This is a genomic window from Bacteroides sedimenti, assembly GCF_040365225.1.
In the GTDB taxonomy this organism is placed as follows: Bacteria; Bacteroidota; Bacteroidia; order Bacteroidales; family Bacteroidaceae; genus Bacteroides; species Bacteroides sedimenti.
Genome location: NZ_AP028055.1, coordinates 1,857,071 through 1,874,189 on the forward strand (window position 1 = coordinate 1,857,071; position 17,119 = coordinate 1,874,189).

The window sequence follows — 17,119 nt, forward strand, 5'->3', positions numbered from 1 at the left end:
TTGTACACTTGTTATTTATTTTTTTATTTTAATAACATTTATTTTATATGATTTGTGAAGTTGTTTACATATAAAAAACTAATAAACAATGCAAATAGAAAAGCAAAACAGTGATAGCCATTATCATTTATCAAAATTCACTTAAATAAAATAAGGTGTTATTCGCATGATCTATAGCAGAAACTATTCCTTAAAAATGATTAATCAGAAGAAGATTACATAATGCCTATCTTTTTATAAATCAGCGCATTCCAACCTATAATATATCAACAAATAGTTGTTAACAGACAAATATTACACAGGCAATGATGAGAGGCGGTTGAAACGAATCAATATTCAATTCAGATAGGATTGTTTAAGCTGAATTTGATTCCCTTACTACAAAACATTGTTAGTCATTATGAGATTTAAGAAAGAGAAACTGTAGAGTGCATTACACACAAAGCATTCTGGATGCAATTTTTACATAGAGTTATTCTTAAAAACTCAACGATTCTTTATACACATATAAAAAAAGGAGCTACCCCCAAAGGCAACTCCTTCACATTATTCAAATATTCAAATTAATAACCCGAATTCTGGGTCAGTTTAGGATTCATATCAATAGCTGATTGTGGGATAGGCATCAGCATCAGGTTGTTATTCCAGTTCTTCTCAACAACAACATATTTATTGGGAGCACAAGTTGTTCCACTCATTATTTTGGCACAGTAATCGGACCCATAACGACGCATATCCACGTACCGTTGACCTTCACCAGCCAACTCAATACGACGTTCGTTGCGAACAAATTTCAATGCCTCGTCTTTTGATGAGAAGGATAAAGGCACATCTGGCATACCGCAACGATCACGCAACTGGTTCAGGTAACCACAGACCGTTGCATCGTAAGCAGTGTTCTGCACATGAGCCTCAGCAGCAATAAGCAGTACCTCGGCATAACGGATTAATGGAAAATCATCATAGCTATAGTTCTCGCCCCAGCCGGTATCATACGGACGAGTAGCAACCATTTTACGCCAACTGAATCCCGTCCATGACTCGTTACCATCGCTTCCAGCTTTTTTAGGATTCCAACGATAGTAGAATGTACCAAAATCAGTAACATGCCATCCCTTAAAAGGAAAGAGAATAGAAGCATACATTCGGCTATCCCGGTTCCGGAACTCCTGCATATAAGAATAACCGGCAAGATTCATGGTCGGAACTTTCGCAATGTATTGAGCCTGGTCCATACCATTCACTTCTGCATTTATCACTGCAAAATTTGCAGCACGTGTATCTGCGTCAATAGCTGCTGGATGGGTTTTTCCATCAATGTTCCAGTATGCATCAACAAGGTCCTGCATCGGTTCATACGAAGAGTAGCCTGTTACAAGTTGCGATGGCCGTGCATACTGGTATCGTGCCCAGTCAGTTACATTTCCATCCGCATCAGCCATATATTCATGTGTCAAAATGTATTCCGGGTTAGACGGAGAGCAATTATCTCCCTGCCAGAGACCTTCATAACTAAACATTCCTTTTACGAATTTATCTTTATCAATACCTAGTTTGTCAAAATCAATAAACTGTCCCATCTCATCAGCCTCTTTTTGTTGAGCGGCGTTCAGAGAGGTTACTTTAAAAAGTGAATGATGTCCTTCGGTAATAACGGCTTTAGCTGCTTTTTCTGCAGTTGCGTAATCACCAAAATAAAGAGCTGCGCGAGCTTCCAGTGCCAAAGCTGCTGCACGGGTTATACGTCCTGTTTCATTGAAATATCCGCCAGCGTACTTATCAGGCAATATTTCAGCAACTGCAGCCAACTCAGAAATAATATACTTTTGTACGGTAGCCAAATCGGCACGTTCCTGATATGGAGCATCGTAAACCAACACCTCGGTAACCAATGGTACACCTCCGAACTTAACAACCATGCTAAGATACTGCATTGCGCGGAAGAATCGTGCCTCAGCTTTGGTACGTTCCTTCAGTTCGTCACTCATATTACAATTCTCTACATTGGCTATATAGTTGGCAGCCTTGCGAATCAAAGTGTAATCGTAACCGGAAACATCGGCGGCAGTTATTTCACCTTGTTGAATCATTTCTGCCGGGCCTTCCCAAGGTTTATGACTGTGTGCATTATCAGTGCTCATTTCATCAATCATACCTTCGGCATATCCGGGAAGATATGCATAACATGCATTCAGAGCATACCAGGCATCTTTTTGAGTTTTCCAGTAATTCTCAGCGGCAATATCTGCAGGCGGAATTACATTTGTGTCACAAGCAGATAGTGATATCGTCAACAGCCCTAAAACGGCCAGACTTTTTATAGATATTTTTTTCATTCTGTCTTAATTTTAAAAAGTGTTGATTAAAATGATACATTAACACCAAATGCAACTGATTTTAGTCCATAAGCTGAAAGGCCACGACCTGTTGCTGCTTCCGGATCAAAATCTTTCATCCTGTGATCAGCACGGATCGTGAAGAGATTTTCTCCTGTAGCAAATAGTTTCAAAGAAGAAAGACCTGCCTTCTTAACCAATACATCTGGAACTTTATAACCAAGAGACATCGTTTTAATTCGGAAATAATCAGCATCGAAAACCTGATAGTCTGAGAAATACTGGTTGTAGTTATCAGAAGAGGTACCTCCGTATATACGTGGGTAGATAGCTCTTGGATTAGGATTATCCTCTGTCCATCTGTTCAATTGCCATTTTCTTGGGTTGGAGTTCAGGAAAAGACACCACACCTGTTCAGATTCGAAAGCAACATTTGTTCCGGAAACACCCTGACCAAACAAGGAGAACTCAAAATTCTTCCATTGCAGATTCAGATTCAATCCATACGTAAAATCAGGAACGTCTTTGCCAATAATAGTACGGTCATCGCTGGTAATCGAACTTCCCCATGCAACATTACTACGTTGTGGCACGTATTTAATATCACCAGCCTTTGGCACACGGCCAAATTTATAGTAATGGCCTTCATCAATTTCTGCCTGAGTGTACAGACCATCAGTTTTATATCCATAGTAAGAACCAATTGATTCACCGACTTTAAGAATGTAGTTAATCTTGTCACCACCTGCCTGAATCATGTTGTCGGATGTGGCGAGATCGATAATTTTGTTTTTATTGGTAGCAATATTAGCAGCAATATTATAGGAGAAATCAGCTATTTTGTTACGATGGTTAATTGCAAACTCAAACCCTTTATTTTCCACCTTTCCCAGGTTCTGAGAAGGAGCAACAGAAATACCTGTTTCGTAGGGTACATTGTAAGTCAGCAGGATGTTACTTGTTTTTTTGATATAATAGTCAGCTGTGATGCCCAACTTACCTCCAAAGATTTCGAAATCAACCCCGAAATCTGTCAAAGCCACCTTTTCCCAGCTCAGTGATTTGTTTGAAGGCTTTGACTCGGCTATACTCGGTGCCAGTGTGTCATCAAAAGTGTAGCTTCCGCTTTTTGAATAATTCTGGAAATAATCATAATTACCTACGTTGTTGATATTACCCAATGTACCATAAGAGGCACGTAGTTTGAGGTTCTGAATCCAGTCCAATTCCTTCATAAACTCTTCCTCGTTAATACGCCATGCTGCAGAGAATGAAGGGAAATATCCCCAGCGGTTGGTTTTATAAAAACGAGAAGAAGCATCGGCACGCATATTAGCCTCGAACAAATAACGATCGTTGAATGCATAATTGATGCGGCCAAAGTAAGAATTCATCTTATACTCAGAACTGCCACCCCCATTTGTTGCACCTTCTGTAGAACCGGCTGAAATATCGGTCAATCCGTCAGAAGGAAAATTTTTGCGATAAGCACTCAATGCCTCATATTTATAATTTTCGTAAGAAGTACCTGCCAGTACCCCGAATGTATGCTTGTCGACAGAGAAATCATATTTAGCAGTTAAAGTCGTCAGTAAATTTGAATTACTTGCCCATGACATACTCATGGAATTCACCTCATTGCCGGTTCCAGATATTTCGTTACCTGTTTCAAAGAATTTAGCATTATCCTGCAATCCGGTGTACGATTTATATTTGTATTCATAACGTCTGTAGCTTCCCTGACCTGTAATTACCAGTCCTTTAATAGGTTTTACATCAAAGCCAAGGTCTATCATAGAGTTTTCGGTTGCGCTGTTATTCCAGTTATTCTTGCTTAGTGCGCGCAATGGATTTCCATTAATAAAGGTCAATGTAGCCTGTTTTCCACCAGCAATGGTTCCCCACTCTCCGTTCGACTGCTTCGCCACCATGATTGAAGGTACAATCAGATAGTTCATCAATGAAGGAGTACCATTATCCACGGATGATGTGTTACGGATATACTTAATCCCGGCTCTGAAAGTAAGCCATTTGTTCAAATCTGATGAGATGTTTGTATCCAGGTTATAGCGGTAATTGTTTTTACCGGGAGTATAGCTATCTTCGTACAAGTATCCCAATCCGGTGAAGTAACGCAACTTTTCAGTACCTCCTGAGAAGTTCAATGAATGCTGAGTGGTTACTCTGTTTTTATCCAATGTAAGATCCAACCAGTCTGTATCCGGATAATAATCGGGCTTAGATCCATCTTTGAACCAACCGATCTCTTCTTCCGAATAAGCTTGATTCTTTCCCAATTTAGGGTTAATATTATATTTTGCTTCGTTCATTAATGATGCATATTCTGACGAATTAACCAATTCGGGTGTATAAGTCGGATTTTTCAGTGCTGCATATCCGCTGTAAGTTACATTCAACTTACCCGATTTTCCATTCTTTGTTGTTACCAATACCACACCATATGCTGCACGAGAGCCATAAATTGCCGATGAAGCAGCATCTTTCAGAAATGAGATAGACTCAATACTGTTAGGATCAAGGTTCTGAAAGAATGTCGCATCTGAAATAGCTCCGTCAATTACATACAGCGGAGCAGAGGTTCCCAGGTTTCCGCGACCACGGAAGTTAATGCTAGGAGTCTGTCCCGGTCGTGAGATAACTGTAACGCCCGGTACAGTTCCCTGAATTGCCGAAAGCACATTTGTCTCAACACGATCTTTAATCTGATCGGCACTCACCGAAGCAACCGAACCGGTCAGGTTTACCTTTTTTTGTGTACCATAACCCACGACCACAACTTCTTCCAAAGTCTGTGCATCTTCTTGCAGCACTATTTTGAGTGTATTATGGTTGCCTACATTTACCTGTTGTTTCAAATAACCGATACAAGTAACCTCGATAGTCTGATTTGCCTCAATTTCTATGGAAAACTTACCATTTACGTCCGTTATGGTTCCTGTTGTTGTTCCCTTTACGTGCACATTGGCACCAAACACCGGCTCACCCTTTGCATCCGTAACGGTTCCGGTTATTCTTTTTGTCTGTTGCTGCCGGGTGTTATCTGTTTCCATTGAGGCTTGCTTAGTAAGGATAATATGGTCTCCTTCCAGTTTATAATGGATATTAGTTCCTTTTAGTAGTTTGTCAAGAACCTGAGACACTGGTTCATTTTTAGCTGTAACCGATGCGGTTCTGTCCACATCTACCTGATTGTTGTAAATAAAGAGATAATCAGTCTGACTTTCAATTTCATTCAGAATTTTATCCAGTTTGGCATTGCTCATCTTGATATTTACTCTGGCAGCCTGAGAATAGGTATTCCCGGCGTACGAGCAAAAGGCACAAAACATAAGCAGGAAAATGGTAATTCGCATAACTCTAAAGATTTGTTTAAATCGGGAATTTTTCGGATAATATCTCCCCGATAAAATGTTATTTTTCATATATTTGTATTGGTTTTAAATGTTAATACAGTTTTTCATGCAAAAATTGTGTTCATTCCATGCCGGTAAGTGCGCCAACACTTATCGGCATTTTTTTAGGTTAACAATAGGGTCTCATCATAGGCTTGTTTTTTCTGTTAGTTTTTAGTTGATATAAATTACTTCTTTCTCATTATCTTTTTCATATTTAAAGTAGATATCGTTCTGTAATACCCTCAATGCATAATCCACTCCATCCGACTGACGGAACTTCCCTGTATAGAGATATTTCAGTATATTTTTATTATTAATTACAATCTTAATTCCGTAATATTTTTCAAATTCTTTCATGATATTTAGAATAGACTTGTTCTTAAAGCAGATAAGTCCTTCCTTCCATCGGTACCTATTAACATCTTCTACTTCCGAAACCTGAAGTTTTCCATCTTTCAGAAAAGCTTTCTGATCAGGAGCCAGAATAATTTTCTGGTCAGGAATAAGACGAGAAGTCACTTCCACCTTTCCCTGCATCAGGGCCGTCTCAAATTCGGTCTGTCCGGGATAAGCCTCAACATTGAATTTTGTACCCAGCACCTCTACATCGTATTTTTCAGTCTGCACAACGAAAGGCTTTTCTTTATTTTTGGTCACGTCAAAATATGCCTCCCCTTCAAGATAGATGGTTCTCTTCCTGTCATTAAAAGAAGTTGGATATTTTATGGTAGAGCGAGCATTCAGCCACACATTGGTTCCGTCTGGCAAAGTTATGTTTGCTCGTTGCCCGGCCGGAACAGAAATGGTATTCATAACCAGCGGTGCATAATAAGCCTTATACTGTTGATATATATAGCTAATAGCCAGTGTTATCAAAACGATTCCGGCTATTTTCAGCCACTCCATCCGGAATATTTTCTTGCGGAAAGGTATTTTGATTTCCGATTCAACCAGATCTCCATGCAATAGTATTGCATCAAAAAGCCTACGTTCTTTAAAGAAGATACGTTTATTCTCTTCGGAAGCCTCAATCCATACTTTGATTTTCATGCCTTCCTCTTCAGAGGCTGCACCTTCAAAAAATTTATATAATAGTTCTTTATCCATTTATGTGCTGTATTATGCCCTATACATAATTAGCACTTCAGGATTATATCTCCCTAGTTACATCTTACAAAAAAGATAAAGAAAAAACGGAAAATAGTCTTTAAGACTCACATGAAGAGCTTTAAGTGCCTTGCTGACATGGAATTCCACCCCTTTTGTCGTCATACCCATTTTTTCAGCTATTTCCTTATAAGATTTATTTTCATAACGGCTCATGATAAAGATTTCACGGGTCTTTTCAGGTAAACTTTTCAGAGTTTGTTGGACTATCTCTTTCACTTCTGAAGCAAATAAGTCATAAGGTTCACAAGCCTGAAGTGTGGCTATCCTTGTATTTAATTCCCATTCAGTATAGCTTTGAATGTCCTGTGAATATTCTTCATGGACCTGCATATGCCGCAAGTAATTAAGGCATTTATGCTTTATTGTGGTAAGAATATAAGCTGGAATATTTAAATCTTTCTCTTGTAAAGAGTGCCTGTTTTCCCAGTAATACATCAAAGACTCAACAACAATATCTTCAGCAGCAGGTAAATCTCTTACATAAGTGTTGGCAAATCGGACATAGCGTTTCTGATATTCATTAAAAAGTTGATTAAATGATATCAAGTCGTCAGTATTGCTATTTATTGCCATTTCTCAGAATTAATTAAACGATATCAGGCTTACTGCTGCAAATATATAAACTAAATTTTAAATATTTTCAATAAAACAAAATAAATAATTAAACGCATTTATAAGAATAAAACGGTTAAATCAAGCTAAAACATAAAAATAGATAGATTTTAATCTCATGTATAGCATTTCACTATATATAAATCATAAGTAAGCAGTTACATCTCATCTATCTTATTAATTCTCAGATAATCGACACAGATCAAAAACATAATTTTACTCCCATCTGAAAGCGAATCATGAGAATAATTCTCCTTTCACTTCAAGCCAGAGAACAAATTCCATTCTTTTTCCGTTTTAAATATACTTAAAAATCCATTTCTGAAAATGAAGAAAAAATTAAACACATCAGTTGGAGTAACACTTATATTATTAACTCTGTTTTTCTTCTATATTGGTTTCTTCAAATCAACAGACAAAAAGCAGGAAAAAAAAGAGAGAACTGAGAAGAAAGTGGACGCATTTATTGTCACCCCCTCTTTACTTGTGTCAGACATAACAGTGACGGGCTCATTACTTGCCTTTGACGAGGTTGACCTAAAGAATGAGGTTGCCGGAAGGGTGATAAAAATCAACCTTCCCGAAGGTAAATTCGTAAAAGAAGGGACATTGTTGGTTAAGCTCTATGATGACGATTTACAGGCCAACCTGAAAAAGTTACAATCACAACTAGCCGTTCAGGAACAGATTTACAACAGGCAGACCCAGCTTATAAAAGTGAATGGCATCAGTCAGAACGATTACGAACAAACACTCTTGCAGGTAAATACCATTAAAGCAAACATCGATGAGCAAAAAGCACTTATCCGGAAGATGGAAGTCAGGGCTCCTTTCGACGGCATCATTGGTTTAAGAAATATCAGCGTGGGGGCCGTTATAAATTCTTCCACTTTATTAGCTACAATCCGTGCAAGTAATAAGTTAAAGATAGACTTTTACGTTCCCGAAAAATATGGTTCAGAAATATCAAACGGCATGAAAGTCCGATTCACAATGTACAATAACAACGAGAAGCAATATGATGCAACCGTTATAGCCACAGAAAGAGGAATCGATAATGCAACCCGCAATCTAAAAGTTAGAGCCTTGGTCAACGCATCTTCCAAAGAGCTGATTCCGGGAGCATTTACCAATGTGCAGTTAAAACTTGGAAGCAATCCCAATGCCCTGCTTATTCCTACACAAGCCATTATCCCGCAGGAAAATGACAAGAGTGTGATAATTGCCCGAAAGGGAAAAGCACATTTTGTAACCATTAAAACCGGTATCCGGAAGGCCTCGAAGATAGAAGTTACCGAAGGTCTTGAACCCGGCGATACAATAATCATCTCAGGCATATTGTTCCTGAAAGAGAAATCCAGATTGTCATACGCAACCATAACCCGATAACCCATGCTCATTTCTGATATAGCCCTAAAAAGACCTGTCGGCTCAATCGTGCTGAGCCTTGCCATCATCCTTATGGGAATGGTAGGGTTCAGTTTTCTCGGAATAAGGCTCTATCCGGCCATCGACCCTCCGGTCATTACCGTACAGGCTTCATACATTGGCGCTAATTCGGAAATCATCGAATCGCAGATTACAGAGCCACTGGAAAAATCATTGAATGGCATTGAAGGGGTTAAATCTATATCTTCCCAATCATCCATAGGTAGCAGCGTTATAACGGTTGAGTTCAATCTGGGAGCCGACCTGGAAAAAGCGGCAAACGATGTCCGCGATAAGGTATCCCAGGCAACCAGGAGCCTGCCTCAGGACATAGACTCTCAACCAACCGTAACCAAAGCCGATGCCAATGCCGACCCCATCATCATGCTCACAGTTCAAAGCACCACCATGAATGCAATAGAACTAAGCGACTATGCCGAGAATGTTTTGCAGGAGAAGCTGCAAACAATTCCGGGTGTCAGTTCCGTTTCTACATACGGACAGCAAAGACCCGCCATGCGCCTTTGGCTCAACCCCAATAAGATGGCTGCGTACAACCTTACCGCATCAGACATTGATAATGCGCTCACCCGAGAAAATGTAGAAATGCCGGGAGGAAAGATTCGTGGCAACACCACCGAACTGATTGTAAAAACAAGCGGACGATTAACAACAGAAGAAGACTTTAACAACCTCATTATTAAGCAAACCAATAATCAGGTCATTCGCTTGCAGGACATCGGAGAAGCCGCATTGGGTCCTCAGAATGAAGAATCAGGATCGAGGGTCAATGGAGTCACGGGAGTTATGCTTAACCTGATTCCTCTTCCGGGAGCCAACGATATTCAGATAGCCAATGAATTTTACAAACGATTGGAGCAGATAAAGCAAACCCTTCCAAAAGGGATGGAGTTAAGCGTTGCCCGTGATAAATCCATCTTTGTCAGACAGTCAGTCCACGATGTTTTAGAGACACTGGCCATTGCCGTCAGCCTCGTCGTTATCATCATCTTCCTATTCTTCCGCAACTGGATTATTGCCTTGCGTCCATTGCTCGATATACCTGTTTCGCTGATCGGAACCTTCTTTATTATGTATATTCTTGGTTATTCCATCAACGTGCTCACGCTTCTGGGAATTGTACTTGCCACAGGTCTGGTGGTAGACGACGGCATTGTGGTTACCGAAAATATATTCAAACGCATCGAAAAAGGGGTCGATAAGTGGAAAGCCGCCTACGAAGGAACCCGTGAAATCCTTTTTGCCGTCATCTCCACCTCACTCACCCTGGCCATTGTCTTTATCCCGATTGTTTTCCTGGAAGGATTCACCGGGCGGCTGTTCCGCGAATTCGGGATTGTCGTGGCAAGCGCTGTGCTTATATCGGCCCTTGTCTCACTCACATTGACTCCGGTACTGAATGTGCTGTTGGGAGGCTCGGCTTCACATCACTCCAGATTCTATGTGGCAAGCGAACCTTTCTTCGCAGGAATGGAGAAAGGATACAGAAGGCTACTCACCTATTTTATTTCCAACAGATGGGTAGCATTCTTCATTGTAGGATTCTGTGTGGTGCTAATTATAACGCTATCCAGAGTCTTAAAATCAGAACTGGCACCGATGGAAGACCACAGTTTAATCAGAACCTCCATTACCGCCCCCGAAGGAACAGAATATAACGCCACCCAAAAGATTATTGACAATATTACAAAGGCCAGCATAGACTCCGTGCCCGAAGCTAAATATGTATTGGCGCGCTATGGTGGAGGTGGCAACGCCAATGCCAACACAGGTTCTGTTATGATTTTCTTGACCGACCCATCGGAAAGGAAAGCTTCACAACAAAAAATATTCGATAGGTTATCACGAATCTATGCCCGGATTCCCGATGCAAGAGTAACTCCAAGCATGGAACCAACTATTTCCACTTCGAGCAACCGCGGATTGCCGGTTCAGTTTGTGATACAAAACCTCGATTTCGAAAAAATCCGGAAAGTATTACCCAAATTCCTGGATGAAGCACAAAACAGTCCGCTCTTAAACAATGTAGATGCAAATCTGAAATTCAATAAACCAGAATTAAACATCAGTGTAGACCGATTGAAAGCAAACAGCCTCGGAGTGAATGAAAGAGATGTGTTTACCACATTGAATCTGGCATACAGCGGAGGCCGATACGCCTATTTCCTGCAAAACAACAAGCAATACTATGTCATTGGTCAGGTTGCCAAGGAAGATCGGAATGTTCCGGCCGACATCTCCTCCATGTACGTGCGTTCCCAATCGGGTGATATGATACAACTCGACAACCTGGTTAAAATAGAAGAGAACAGCAATCCACCGGTACTTTACCATTACAACCGTTACAAATCGGCAACCATCTCTGCCAATCTTGCCAAAGGCAAAACTCAGGGAGAAGGGATAGAAGAAATGCGGCAAATAGCCGCAAAACTGCTAGATCCTTCGTTCACGACCGTCCTCTCGGGCTCATCAAGAGATTTTGCAGAGAGCAGTTCCAATATTTCCTTCGCCCTATTACTTGCCCTGATGCTTATCTATCTGGTTCTGGCTGCCCAATTTGAGAGTTTTCGCGATCCATTTATCATCATGCTTACCGTGCCAATGGCAGGTGCCGGTGCCATGCTCTCCCTGTGGATATGCGGTCAAACAATTAATATTTTCTCTGAGATAGGAATGATTATGCTAATCGGAATTGTAACAAAGAATGGTATCCTTATTGTGGAATTTGCCAATCAGAAACGTCGCCTTGGCATGAATCGGAAAGTGGCAGCCTTCGAAGGAGCTTCCGCCCGGTTACGCCCCATTGTGATGACATCCCTTGCCACTATCTTCGGAGCGCTTCCCATTGCCTTTGCCTTGGGATCGGGAGCTGAGAGCCGCGTTTCACTTGGAATTGTAGTGGTAGGAGGATTACTCTTTGCACTGATACTTACATTATTTGTAATTCCGGTAACCTATATAGTAATTTCAAGTAAAAGTAAATATACAAACCAGATATGAGAACAATACGCCTGTTTCTTTTATTGATTTTGTGTGGCAATATCAATGCACAAACCGTGCTGACTCTGGACAGTGCAATTAACATTGCCCTGAAGAACAACTACGATATTCTGGTTGCCCGCAATGATGCCGATATTGCCTGTATTAACAATACCCCTGGCAATGCCGGCATGCTACCCACTGTAAATGTGAATGGCTTAGGAGAATACAGCATTAATAACATTTATCAGAAAAGCTCATCCGGAACAACTAATAAATATCCGTCTCAATCGTCTACAATGATAGGAGCAAACGCAGAACTCTCCTGGACACTATTCGACGGAGGGAAAATGTTCGTTACCAAAAACCGGCTGAACCAAATCCAAGCACTCGGCGAACTACAGTTTCGGACAAAGGTACTGGAAACAATACATAGTGTAATTGCCGCTTACTATGATGTGATAAGAGAGAAACAACAACTGGCCTCCATCAACGAAGCAATCAGCTATAATAAAGAACGCGTCACCATTTCCGAAACCGGATTTAATGCAGGAACCATGGTCAAAACCGACCTACTTCAGGCAAAGATCGATTTAAATGTGCAAATGCAGAATGCCATCAGTCAGCAGTACATTATTCTTCAGGCGCAAAAGGCATTAAACAACCTGTTGGGGCAAGATCCATCCGTAACTTTCGAAATCTCCGACTCCATTCCGTTTACCTATAAACCTAACCGGGAATCACTGCTTCAAAGGCTTAACTCATCCAATGCCGACATCCTCTCTTTAAAAAAACAGATCGACGTAGCCCGGTTGGTTCTGAAAGAGAACCAGAAAGCCTACTCTCCCACTCTTAACCTCAGAGGAGGGTTCTATCTGTCGCAGACTACCAACTCCGAAGGTGCCTCACTAAAAAACAGGTCATACGGTCCACAAATCGGAGGTACTCTCTCTATCCCCATTTACAACGGCGGCGAAACAAAAAGAAAAGTATCAGTCGCCAGAAAAGAGGTCCAATCGGCCGAATACGAGCTTGAGAGTGTTAAGCTGCAGCTGAATATCGAATTGCAGAACATCTTTACCGATTTTGAAAACCAACAGAAACTACTGCAAATAGAAAAGGAGAACAACCAGCTGGCGAAAGAAAATATCGAGATCAGCATACAACGCTTACGCCTGGGACAAACCACCTCGCTTGAGGTACACCAAGCTCAGGAAAGTTATGCACAATCTTCCGCCCGGCTGATTAACTTTAAGTACAACCTGAAAATGTCAGAGACAAGAATCAAACAGCTGGTGGGGTCATTGGAATAAGAACATGTTTCAGAATAGAATTTAAGTTTATCATGCTTTTGCTTTTTTAATTTGTTTTCAGATGGGCCCAAATAAAAAGAGGATGAATTATAAGTCCCATCCTCTTTTCAATCTTTCTCAAAACAGGTTTGTACTATACCTCTTTTCTTTTTGCATTCCACACAAACAAGGCAAATACTACAGAAAGAGCCGCAGAACCAATCCAGAACCAGTTTATATAGGTAAAATCATAAACTTCCTTCCCATTTTCCACCGTTTTATTGCCTTGAATAAGTATTCCACTGACTATATCCTGCAATCCTGCCCCAATATAACTTGCTATGCCTACCACTCCTAACGCAGCACCCGAAGCACAGCGTGGAGCAATATCCACTGCCATTAGCCCGCCAAGAAAACAGATCAATACACCGATACCCAATCCAAAAAGTACCATCGCCAGAATATCAATCCAAAAATGAACACCAGGAAAGAGCAAGAACAGGCAAAGTGCCACTACATTCACAACTCCGAAAATCAGAGCCGGGACATTCCGTCTTCCGCAAAAGAACTTATCCGAAATTACACCTGAAAACATAGTTCCAATAATTCCGCATACAGAACTTACAGAGATAATAAAACTGGCATCCAGAGTGGTATAGCCTTTCTGGGCCTGAAGGTAAAATATCCCCCAACTATTCACTGCATAACGGCTCACGTACATAAAAGCGCTCGAAAGTGCCAGAATCCAAATAGCAGGCATTCTAAGCACCTGTTTCTGAGCTTTATTGAAATCTTCCTCCGAAACCACATTCCCAAGATCAACTTTCTTTCTCATTACAGCAGGCAAACCCTTGCTCTGAGGAGAATCATGAAAAAAATTCCATATAACCAACACTCCTACCAAGCCCACCAAACCAGCTCCCCAGAATCCGTACCTCCATCCAAAAGCAGTTGCAACAGATGCTACAATAATGAAAGTCATCGCTTCACCAATATTGTGACTAGCCGACCAGAATCCATAATAAGAGCCTCTCTCTTTATCCGTAAACCAACGAGACAAACCAACCACACACGATGCAGCGCCCATAGACTGAAACCATCCGCTTATTCCCCATAAAATGGCAAACAGAATAAATGAATGAGTAAACCCCAAACAAAGATTCACCAATGCAGAGACCAACAGCCCGGTTGACATAAAACGGTTTATATTACTCCTGTCTGCAAGGAAGCCATTTGCAAATTTTCCTACAGCATAAGTAAAAAACAATACTGAACCGATGATGCCCAGTTCAACTTCCGAAAATATTCCTTCGTCAACTATTGGCTTTTTAACTACATTCAAGCTTAGCCTGCACACATAATACAATCCATAGCCCAGTGTCGCTGAAAGAAAAGTAGACCATTTATAAAATCGAATTCTTTTGTTTATTAAACTTTCATCCTCTTCTTTTGAAGGAATTTCATCACTAATCCGATAAAAATCAAAAATCTTTTTGAACATAGTTTTACTGAATTAGTCGTGCAATCCTTTTCTTTTCAGATAGTCTATCAGGTAAGCCGGACGATCTGTCTGTAAAATACGGGCACCCAACTTATCAATCAAATAGCCATACCCTTTATCCGGATCTTCCAGCGACATATCATCATCATGAGCGCCAGCCATTGTATCCCAAAGCGTATTGTACCATATCAAACTCTTCCCTTTCAGCAACTCATTAACTTTAGCAGGCACCGGGTTACTGTCCGACACATAAAGCAACTCAAAGGCAACTGGTTTCAAATCGTCCATATAATCCTTTATCTGAGTCAGGGCATCATCCTTATCCAAATCTACAATCGGCATAAAAATAACCTTGCTCAGATAATTGCCAAACTCTTTTTTCACCTTACTTACAGGTTGTTTCCCCTTCATTATTACCTGATTCACCGTACCGGTCTTTTCCAGAATAGCATATACTTCATCAAAAAAGTCATAAGCCTGGTCCAGATTAACCAAGATTCTACCCTTTGCAAGCAACATTGCTTCCTCAAGAGTGGGCACCCGATGCTTAGTCTTAATACTACAACCATTTTTAAGGCGCAGACTCTTGATTGAATCCAGCGACCATTCGTTCACCAACCCTTTACCAGTTGTAGTACGATCTAATGATTTATCGTGCATAAGAATTATCTTCCCGTCTATAGTCCTCTTCACATCAATTTCCACTATATCAACCCCCATTTTTATTGCGTTTTCTATAGCCGCCAATGAGTTTTCGGGAGAATTTCTCCAATCACCTCTATGTGCTGCAACAAGAACCTCTTTTGAGTTCTTGTCCAACAGCTTCTTTTTTATTTCATCCGCTCTATTTTCTTGTGCTGCAACAAATTGAATACTGCAAATACAGAACAATAAAAGAGAATTTTTAAATATCTTGTTCATTTGGTTTAAAATTAAATTATAAGAGGTGCTACTTTTGCAAATGAGCACCTCTTATTTTGATCATAATTAAATAGAATAACCCTCGTTCTGCCAACCGGTTGGATCGTTTACATTCTCCAGTTCTGTTTGCGGAACAGGATAAAGCTGACGATAAGCCGGTATCATATTATAGAGCACAGAGAATTGATTGGTGCGAACAATATCAAACCAGCGATCACATTCCAGAGCCAGTTCCAGGCGACGTTCTTTATAAACCGCAGTGCGGAAAGCCTCTTTGGAAGTCAGATTAGTCACTGTTTTAGGAGCCAGACCTGCATTGGCACGAACTGCATTCAAAGCATCGAAGGCCGTACTATTCGGATAAGAAATTTCATTCAAAGCTTCGGCATACATCAGCATCACTTCAGCGCAACGAATAACAGGAAAATCCCCACTTGTCTCATTATTTTCAGCCGGTGTATTAAACTTCTGCGGACGTTCGCCATTTCCTGTTGGTGCCACCATCGCTTTACGGTTATCTCCCGCTTCAAATTCCGATTGTTCCAATGAAATAACATTTCCATTATCATTATTACGATAACGATTGTTTTGATGTACAGATTCGCCTACCCCACCTTTCAAATAAAGAACGGCAAAAATTATATCCTTACTTGTCTTTAAATTATTCGGGAAAGTCTGAGGCATAGGTACTAATGACAAAACTGTTCCTTTCTTGATAGCATCAACAAGTGGAGTCAGTTCACTCACCACATCATTATACCTTTTATTATAAAGATATACCTTAGCCAACAAAGCCTGAGCTGCATACGAAGTCACCCGTCCCCGTTCACTATCACTCCACGAAGTCGGGAGCCCTTTTGCCACGGTTAGATCCTTGATAATCTGATCATAAATTTCCGATACTTCCGCCCGTTTGTTATTCCGGGCCTGTTCCACTGTTTGTACAGAGGTAATCAGAGGTGCCTTACCCCATAGTCTCACAATATTAAAATAAGATAACGCCCTGATAAAAGAGGCCTGACCCGCAATTTTGTTACGCTGATCATCCGTCATCTTAACATTATCCATATTCTGAAGAATCAGGTTGCATCGATAAATGCTATTGTACAAAGAGAGCCATGCCCCCGACAAATTTGTATTGGCCGGAGTTTCAGTAAACGCTTCAATCTGATAAGTGATGCCACCACTAGCCCCGGAATTGTTATTAAAAATATTATCGCCTCTCATCTCCATCAGGGTCAGGAATTTTGCTCCATACTGATCGCCAGACTGTAACTCATCATATGCACCAATCAACGCACCTTCCAGTCCTTTTACATCCGAATAGAAATTCTCCTCAACAGGATAGTCAATAGGTTCTTTGTTCAGAAAGCTCTCACAACCCGAAAGCAAAAGCACCATGCAAATACATAAAATATTTCTTTTCATAATAGTAACCTTTTT

The 17,119-nt window shown here is 40.7% G+C and carries 10 protein-coding genes; 3 read left to right on the forward strand and 7 right to left on the reverse strand.

The annotated features are described in order from the left end of the window. Positions 1 to 563: 563 nt before the first annotated feature. The 4 genes from ABWU87_RS07570 to ABWU87_RS07585 all read right to left on the reverse strand — a co-directional run bounded on the left by ABWU87_RS07570 (position 564) and on the right by ABWU87_RS07585 (position 7,495). On the reverse strand, positions 564 to 2,336 hold the full coding sequence (locus ABWU87_RS07570) for a RagB/SusD family nutrient uptake outer membrane protein (protein WP_353334380.1): 1,773 nt from the start codon (positions 2,334 to 2,336) through the stop codon (positions 564 to 566). 26 nt (positions 2,337 to 2,362) lie between these two features. Beyond that, positions 2,363 to 5,710: a TonB-dependent receptor gene (locus tag ABWU87_RS07575; RefSeq protein ID WP_353334381.1), complete on the reverse strand. Its 3,348-nt coding sequence runs from the start codon at positions 5,708 to 5,710 to the stop codon at positions 2,363 to 2,365. A gap of 213 nt (positions 5,711 to 5,923) precedes the next feature. Then, positions 5,924 to 6,859, reverse strand: a complete 936-nt coding sequence (locus ABWU87_RS07580; protein ID WP_353334382.1) for a FecR family protein — start codon at positions 6,857 to 6,859, stop codon at positions 5,924 to 5,926. A gap of 57 nt (positions 6,860 to 6,916) precedes the next feature. Continuing rightward, positions 6,917 to 7,495, reverse strand: a complete 579-nt coding sequence (locus tag ABWU87_RS07585; RefSeq protein ID WP_353334383.1) for an RNA polymerase sigma-70 factor — start codon at positions 7,493 to 7,495, stop codon at positions 6,917 to 6,919. A gap of 366 nt (positions 7,496 to 7,861) precedes the next feature. Between ABWU87_RS07585 and ABWU87_RS07590 the strand changes: the two genes are divergently transcribed. The 3 genes from ABWU87_RS07590 to ABWU87_RS07600 are packed head-to-tail and all read left to right on the forward strand — an operon-like array spanning position 7,862 to position 13,275. Then, the gene (locus ABWU87_RS07590; RefSeq protein ID WP_353334384.1) at positions 7,862 to 8,923 is read left to right on the forward strand and encodes an efflux RND transporter periplasmic adaptor subunit; all 1,062 of its coding nucleotides are present in this window, start codon (positions 7,862 to 7,864) and stop codon (positions 8,921 to 8,923) included. Between the two features lie 3 nt (positions 8,924 to 8,926). Beyond that, positions 8,927 to 11,983: an efflux RND transporter permease subunit gene (locus tag ABWU87_RS07595; RefSeq protein ID WP_353334385.1), complete on the forward strand. Its 3,057-nt coding sequence runs from the start codon at positions 8,927 to 8,929 to the stop codon at positions 11,981 to 11,983. Continuing rightward, positions 11,980 to 13,275, forward strand: a complete 1,296-nt coding sequence (locus ABWU87_RS07600; protein ID WP_353334386.1) for a TolC family protein — start codon at positions 11,980 to 11,982, stop codon at positions 13,273 to 13,275. The genes ABWU87_RS07595 and ABWU87_RS07600 overlap by 4 nt, the downstream gene beginning before the upstream one ends. 133 nt (positions 13,276 to 13,408) lie before the next feature. Here ABWU87_RS07600 and ABWU87_RS07605 read toward each other — a convergent pair whose 3' ends face one another. From ABWU87_RS07605 to ABWU87_RS07615, 3 genes are all read right to left on the reverse strand, one after another. After that, the gene (locus ABWU87_RS07605; protein ID WP_353334387.1) at positions 13,409 to 14,755 is read right to left on the reverse strand and encodes an MFS transporter; all 1,347 of its coding nucleotides are present in this window, start codon (positions 14,753 to 14,755) and stop codon (positions 13,409 to 13,411) included. Between the two features lie 12 nt (positions 14,756 to 14,767). After that, on the reverse strand, positions 14,768 to 15,676 hold the full coding sequence (locus ABWU87_RS07610; protein WP_353334388.1) for a glycerophosphodiester phosphodiesterase family protein: 909 nt from the start codon (positions 15,674 to 15,676) through the stop codon (positions 14,768 to 14,770). Positions 15,677 to 15,742: 66 nt separating this feature from the next. After that, a complete protein-coding gene (locus ABWU87_RS07615; RefSeq protein ID WP_353334389.1) occupies positions 15,743 to 17,104 on the reverse strand; it encodes a RagB/SusD family nutrient uptake outer membrane protein in 1,362 nt (453 codons plus the stop codon). Positions 17,105 to 17,119 lie beyond the last annotated feature (15 nt).

What these genes read in the sequence shown, in the direction of transcription:
- ABWU87_RS07570 (WP_353334380.1), bottom strand. Translation starts at nt 2,336, where the DNA reads ATGAAAAAAATATCTATAAAAAGTCTGGCCGTTTTAGGGCTGTTGACG.
- ABWU87_RS07575 (WP_353334381.1), bottom strand. Translation starts at nt 5,710, where the DNA reads ATGCGAATTACCATTTTCCTGCTTATGTTTTGTGCCTTTTGCTCGTAC.
- ABWU87_RS07580 (WP_353334382.1), bottom strand. Translation starts at nt 6,859, where the DNA reads ATGGATAAAGAACTATTATATAAATTTTTTGAAGGTGCAGCCTCTGAA.
- ABWU87_RS07585 (WP_353334383.1), bottom strand. Translation starts at nt 7,495, where the DNA reads ATGGCAATAAATAGCAATACTGACGACTTGATATCATTTAATCAACTT.
- ABWU87_RS07590 (WP_353334384.1), top strand. Translation starts at nt 7,862, where the DNA reads ATGAAGAAAAAATTAAACACATCAGTTGGAGTAACACTTATATTATTA.
- ABWU87_RS07595 (WP_353334385.1), top strand. Translation starts at nt 8,927, where the DNA reads ATGCTCATTTCTGATATAGCCCTAAAAAGACCTGTCGGCTCAATCGTG.
- ABWU87_RS07600 (WP_353334386.1), top strand. Translation starts at nt 11,980, where the DNA reads ATGAGAACAATACGCCTGTTTCTTTTATTGATTTTGTGTGGCAATATC.
- ABWU87_RS07605 (WP_353334387.1), bottom strand. Translation starts at nt 14,755, where the DNA reads ATGTTCAAAAAGATTTTTGATTTTTATCGGATTAGTGATGAAATTCCT.
- ABWU87_RS07610 (WP_353334388.1), bottom strand. Translation starts at nt 15,676, where the DNA reads ATGAACAAGATATTTAAAAATTCTCTTTTATTGTTCTGTATTTGCAGT.
- ABWU87_RS07615 (WP_353334389.1), bottom strand. Translation starts at nt 17,104, where the DNA reads ATGAAAAGAAATATTTTATGTATTTGCATGGTGCTTTTGCTTTCGGGT.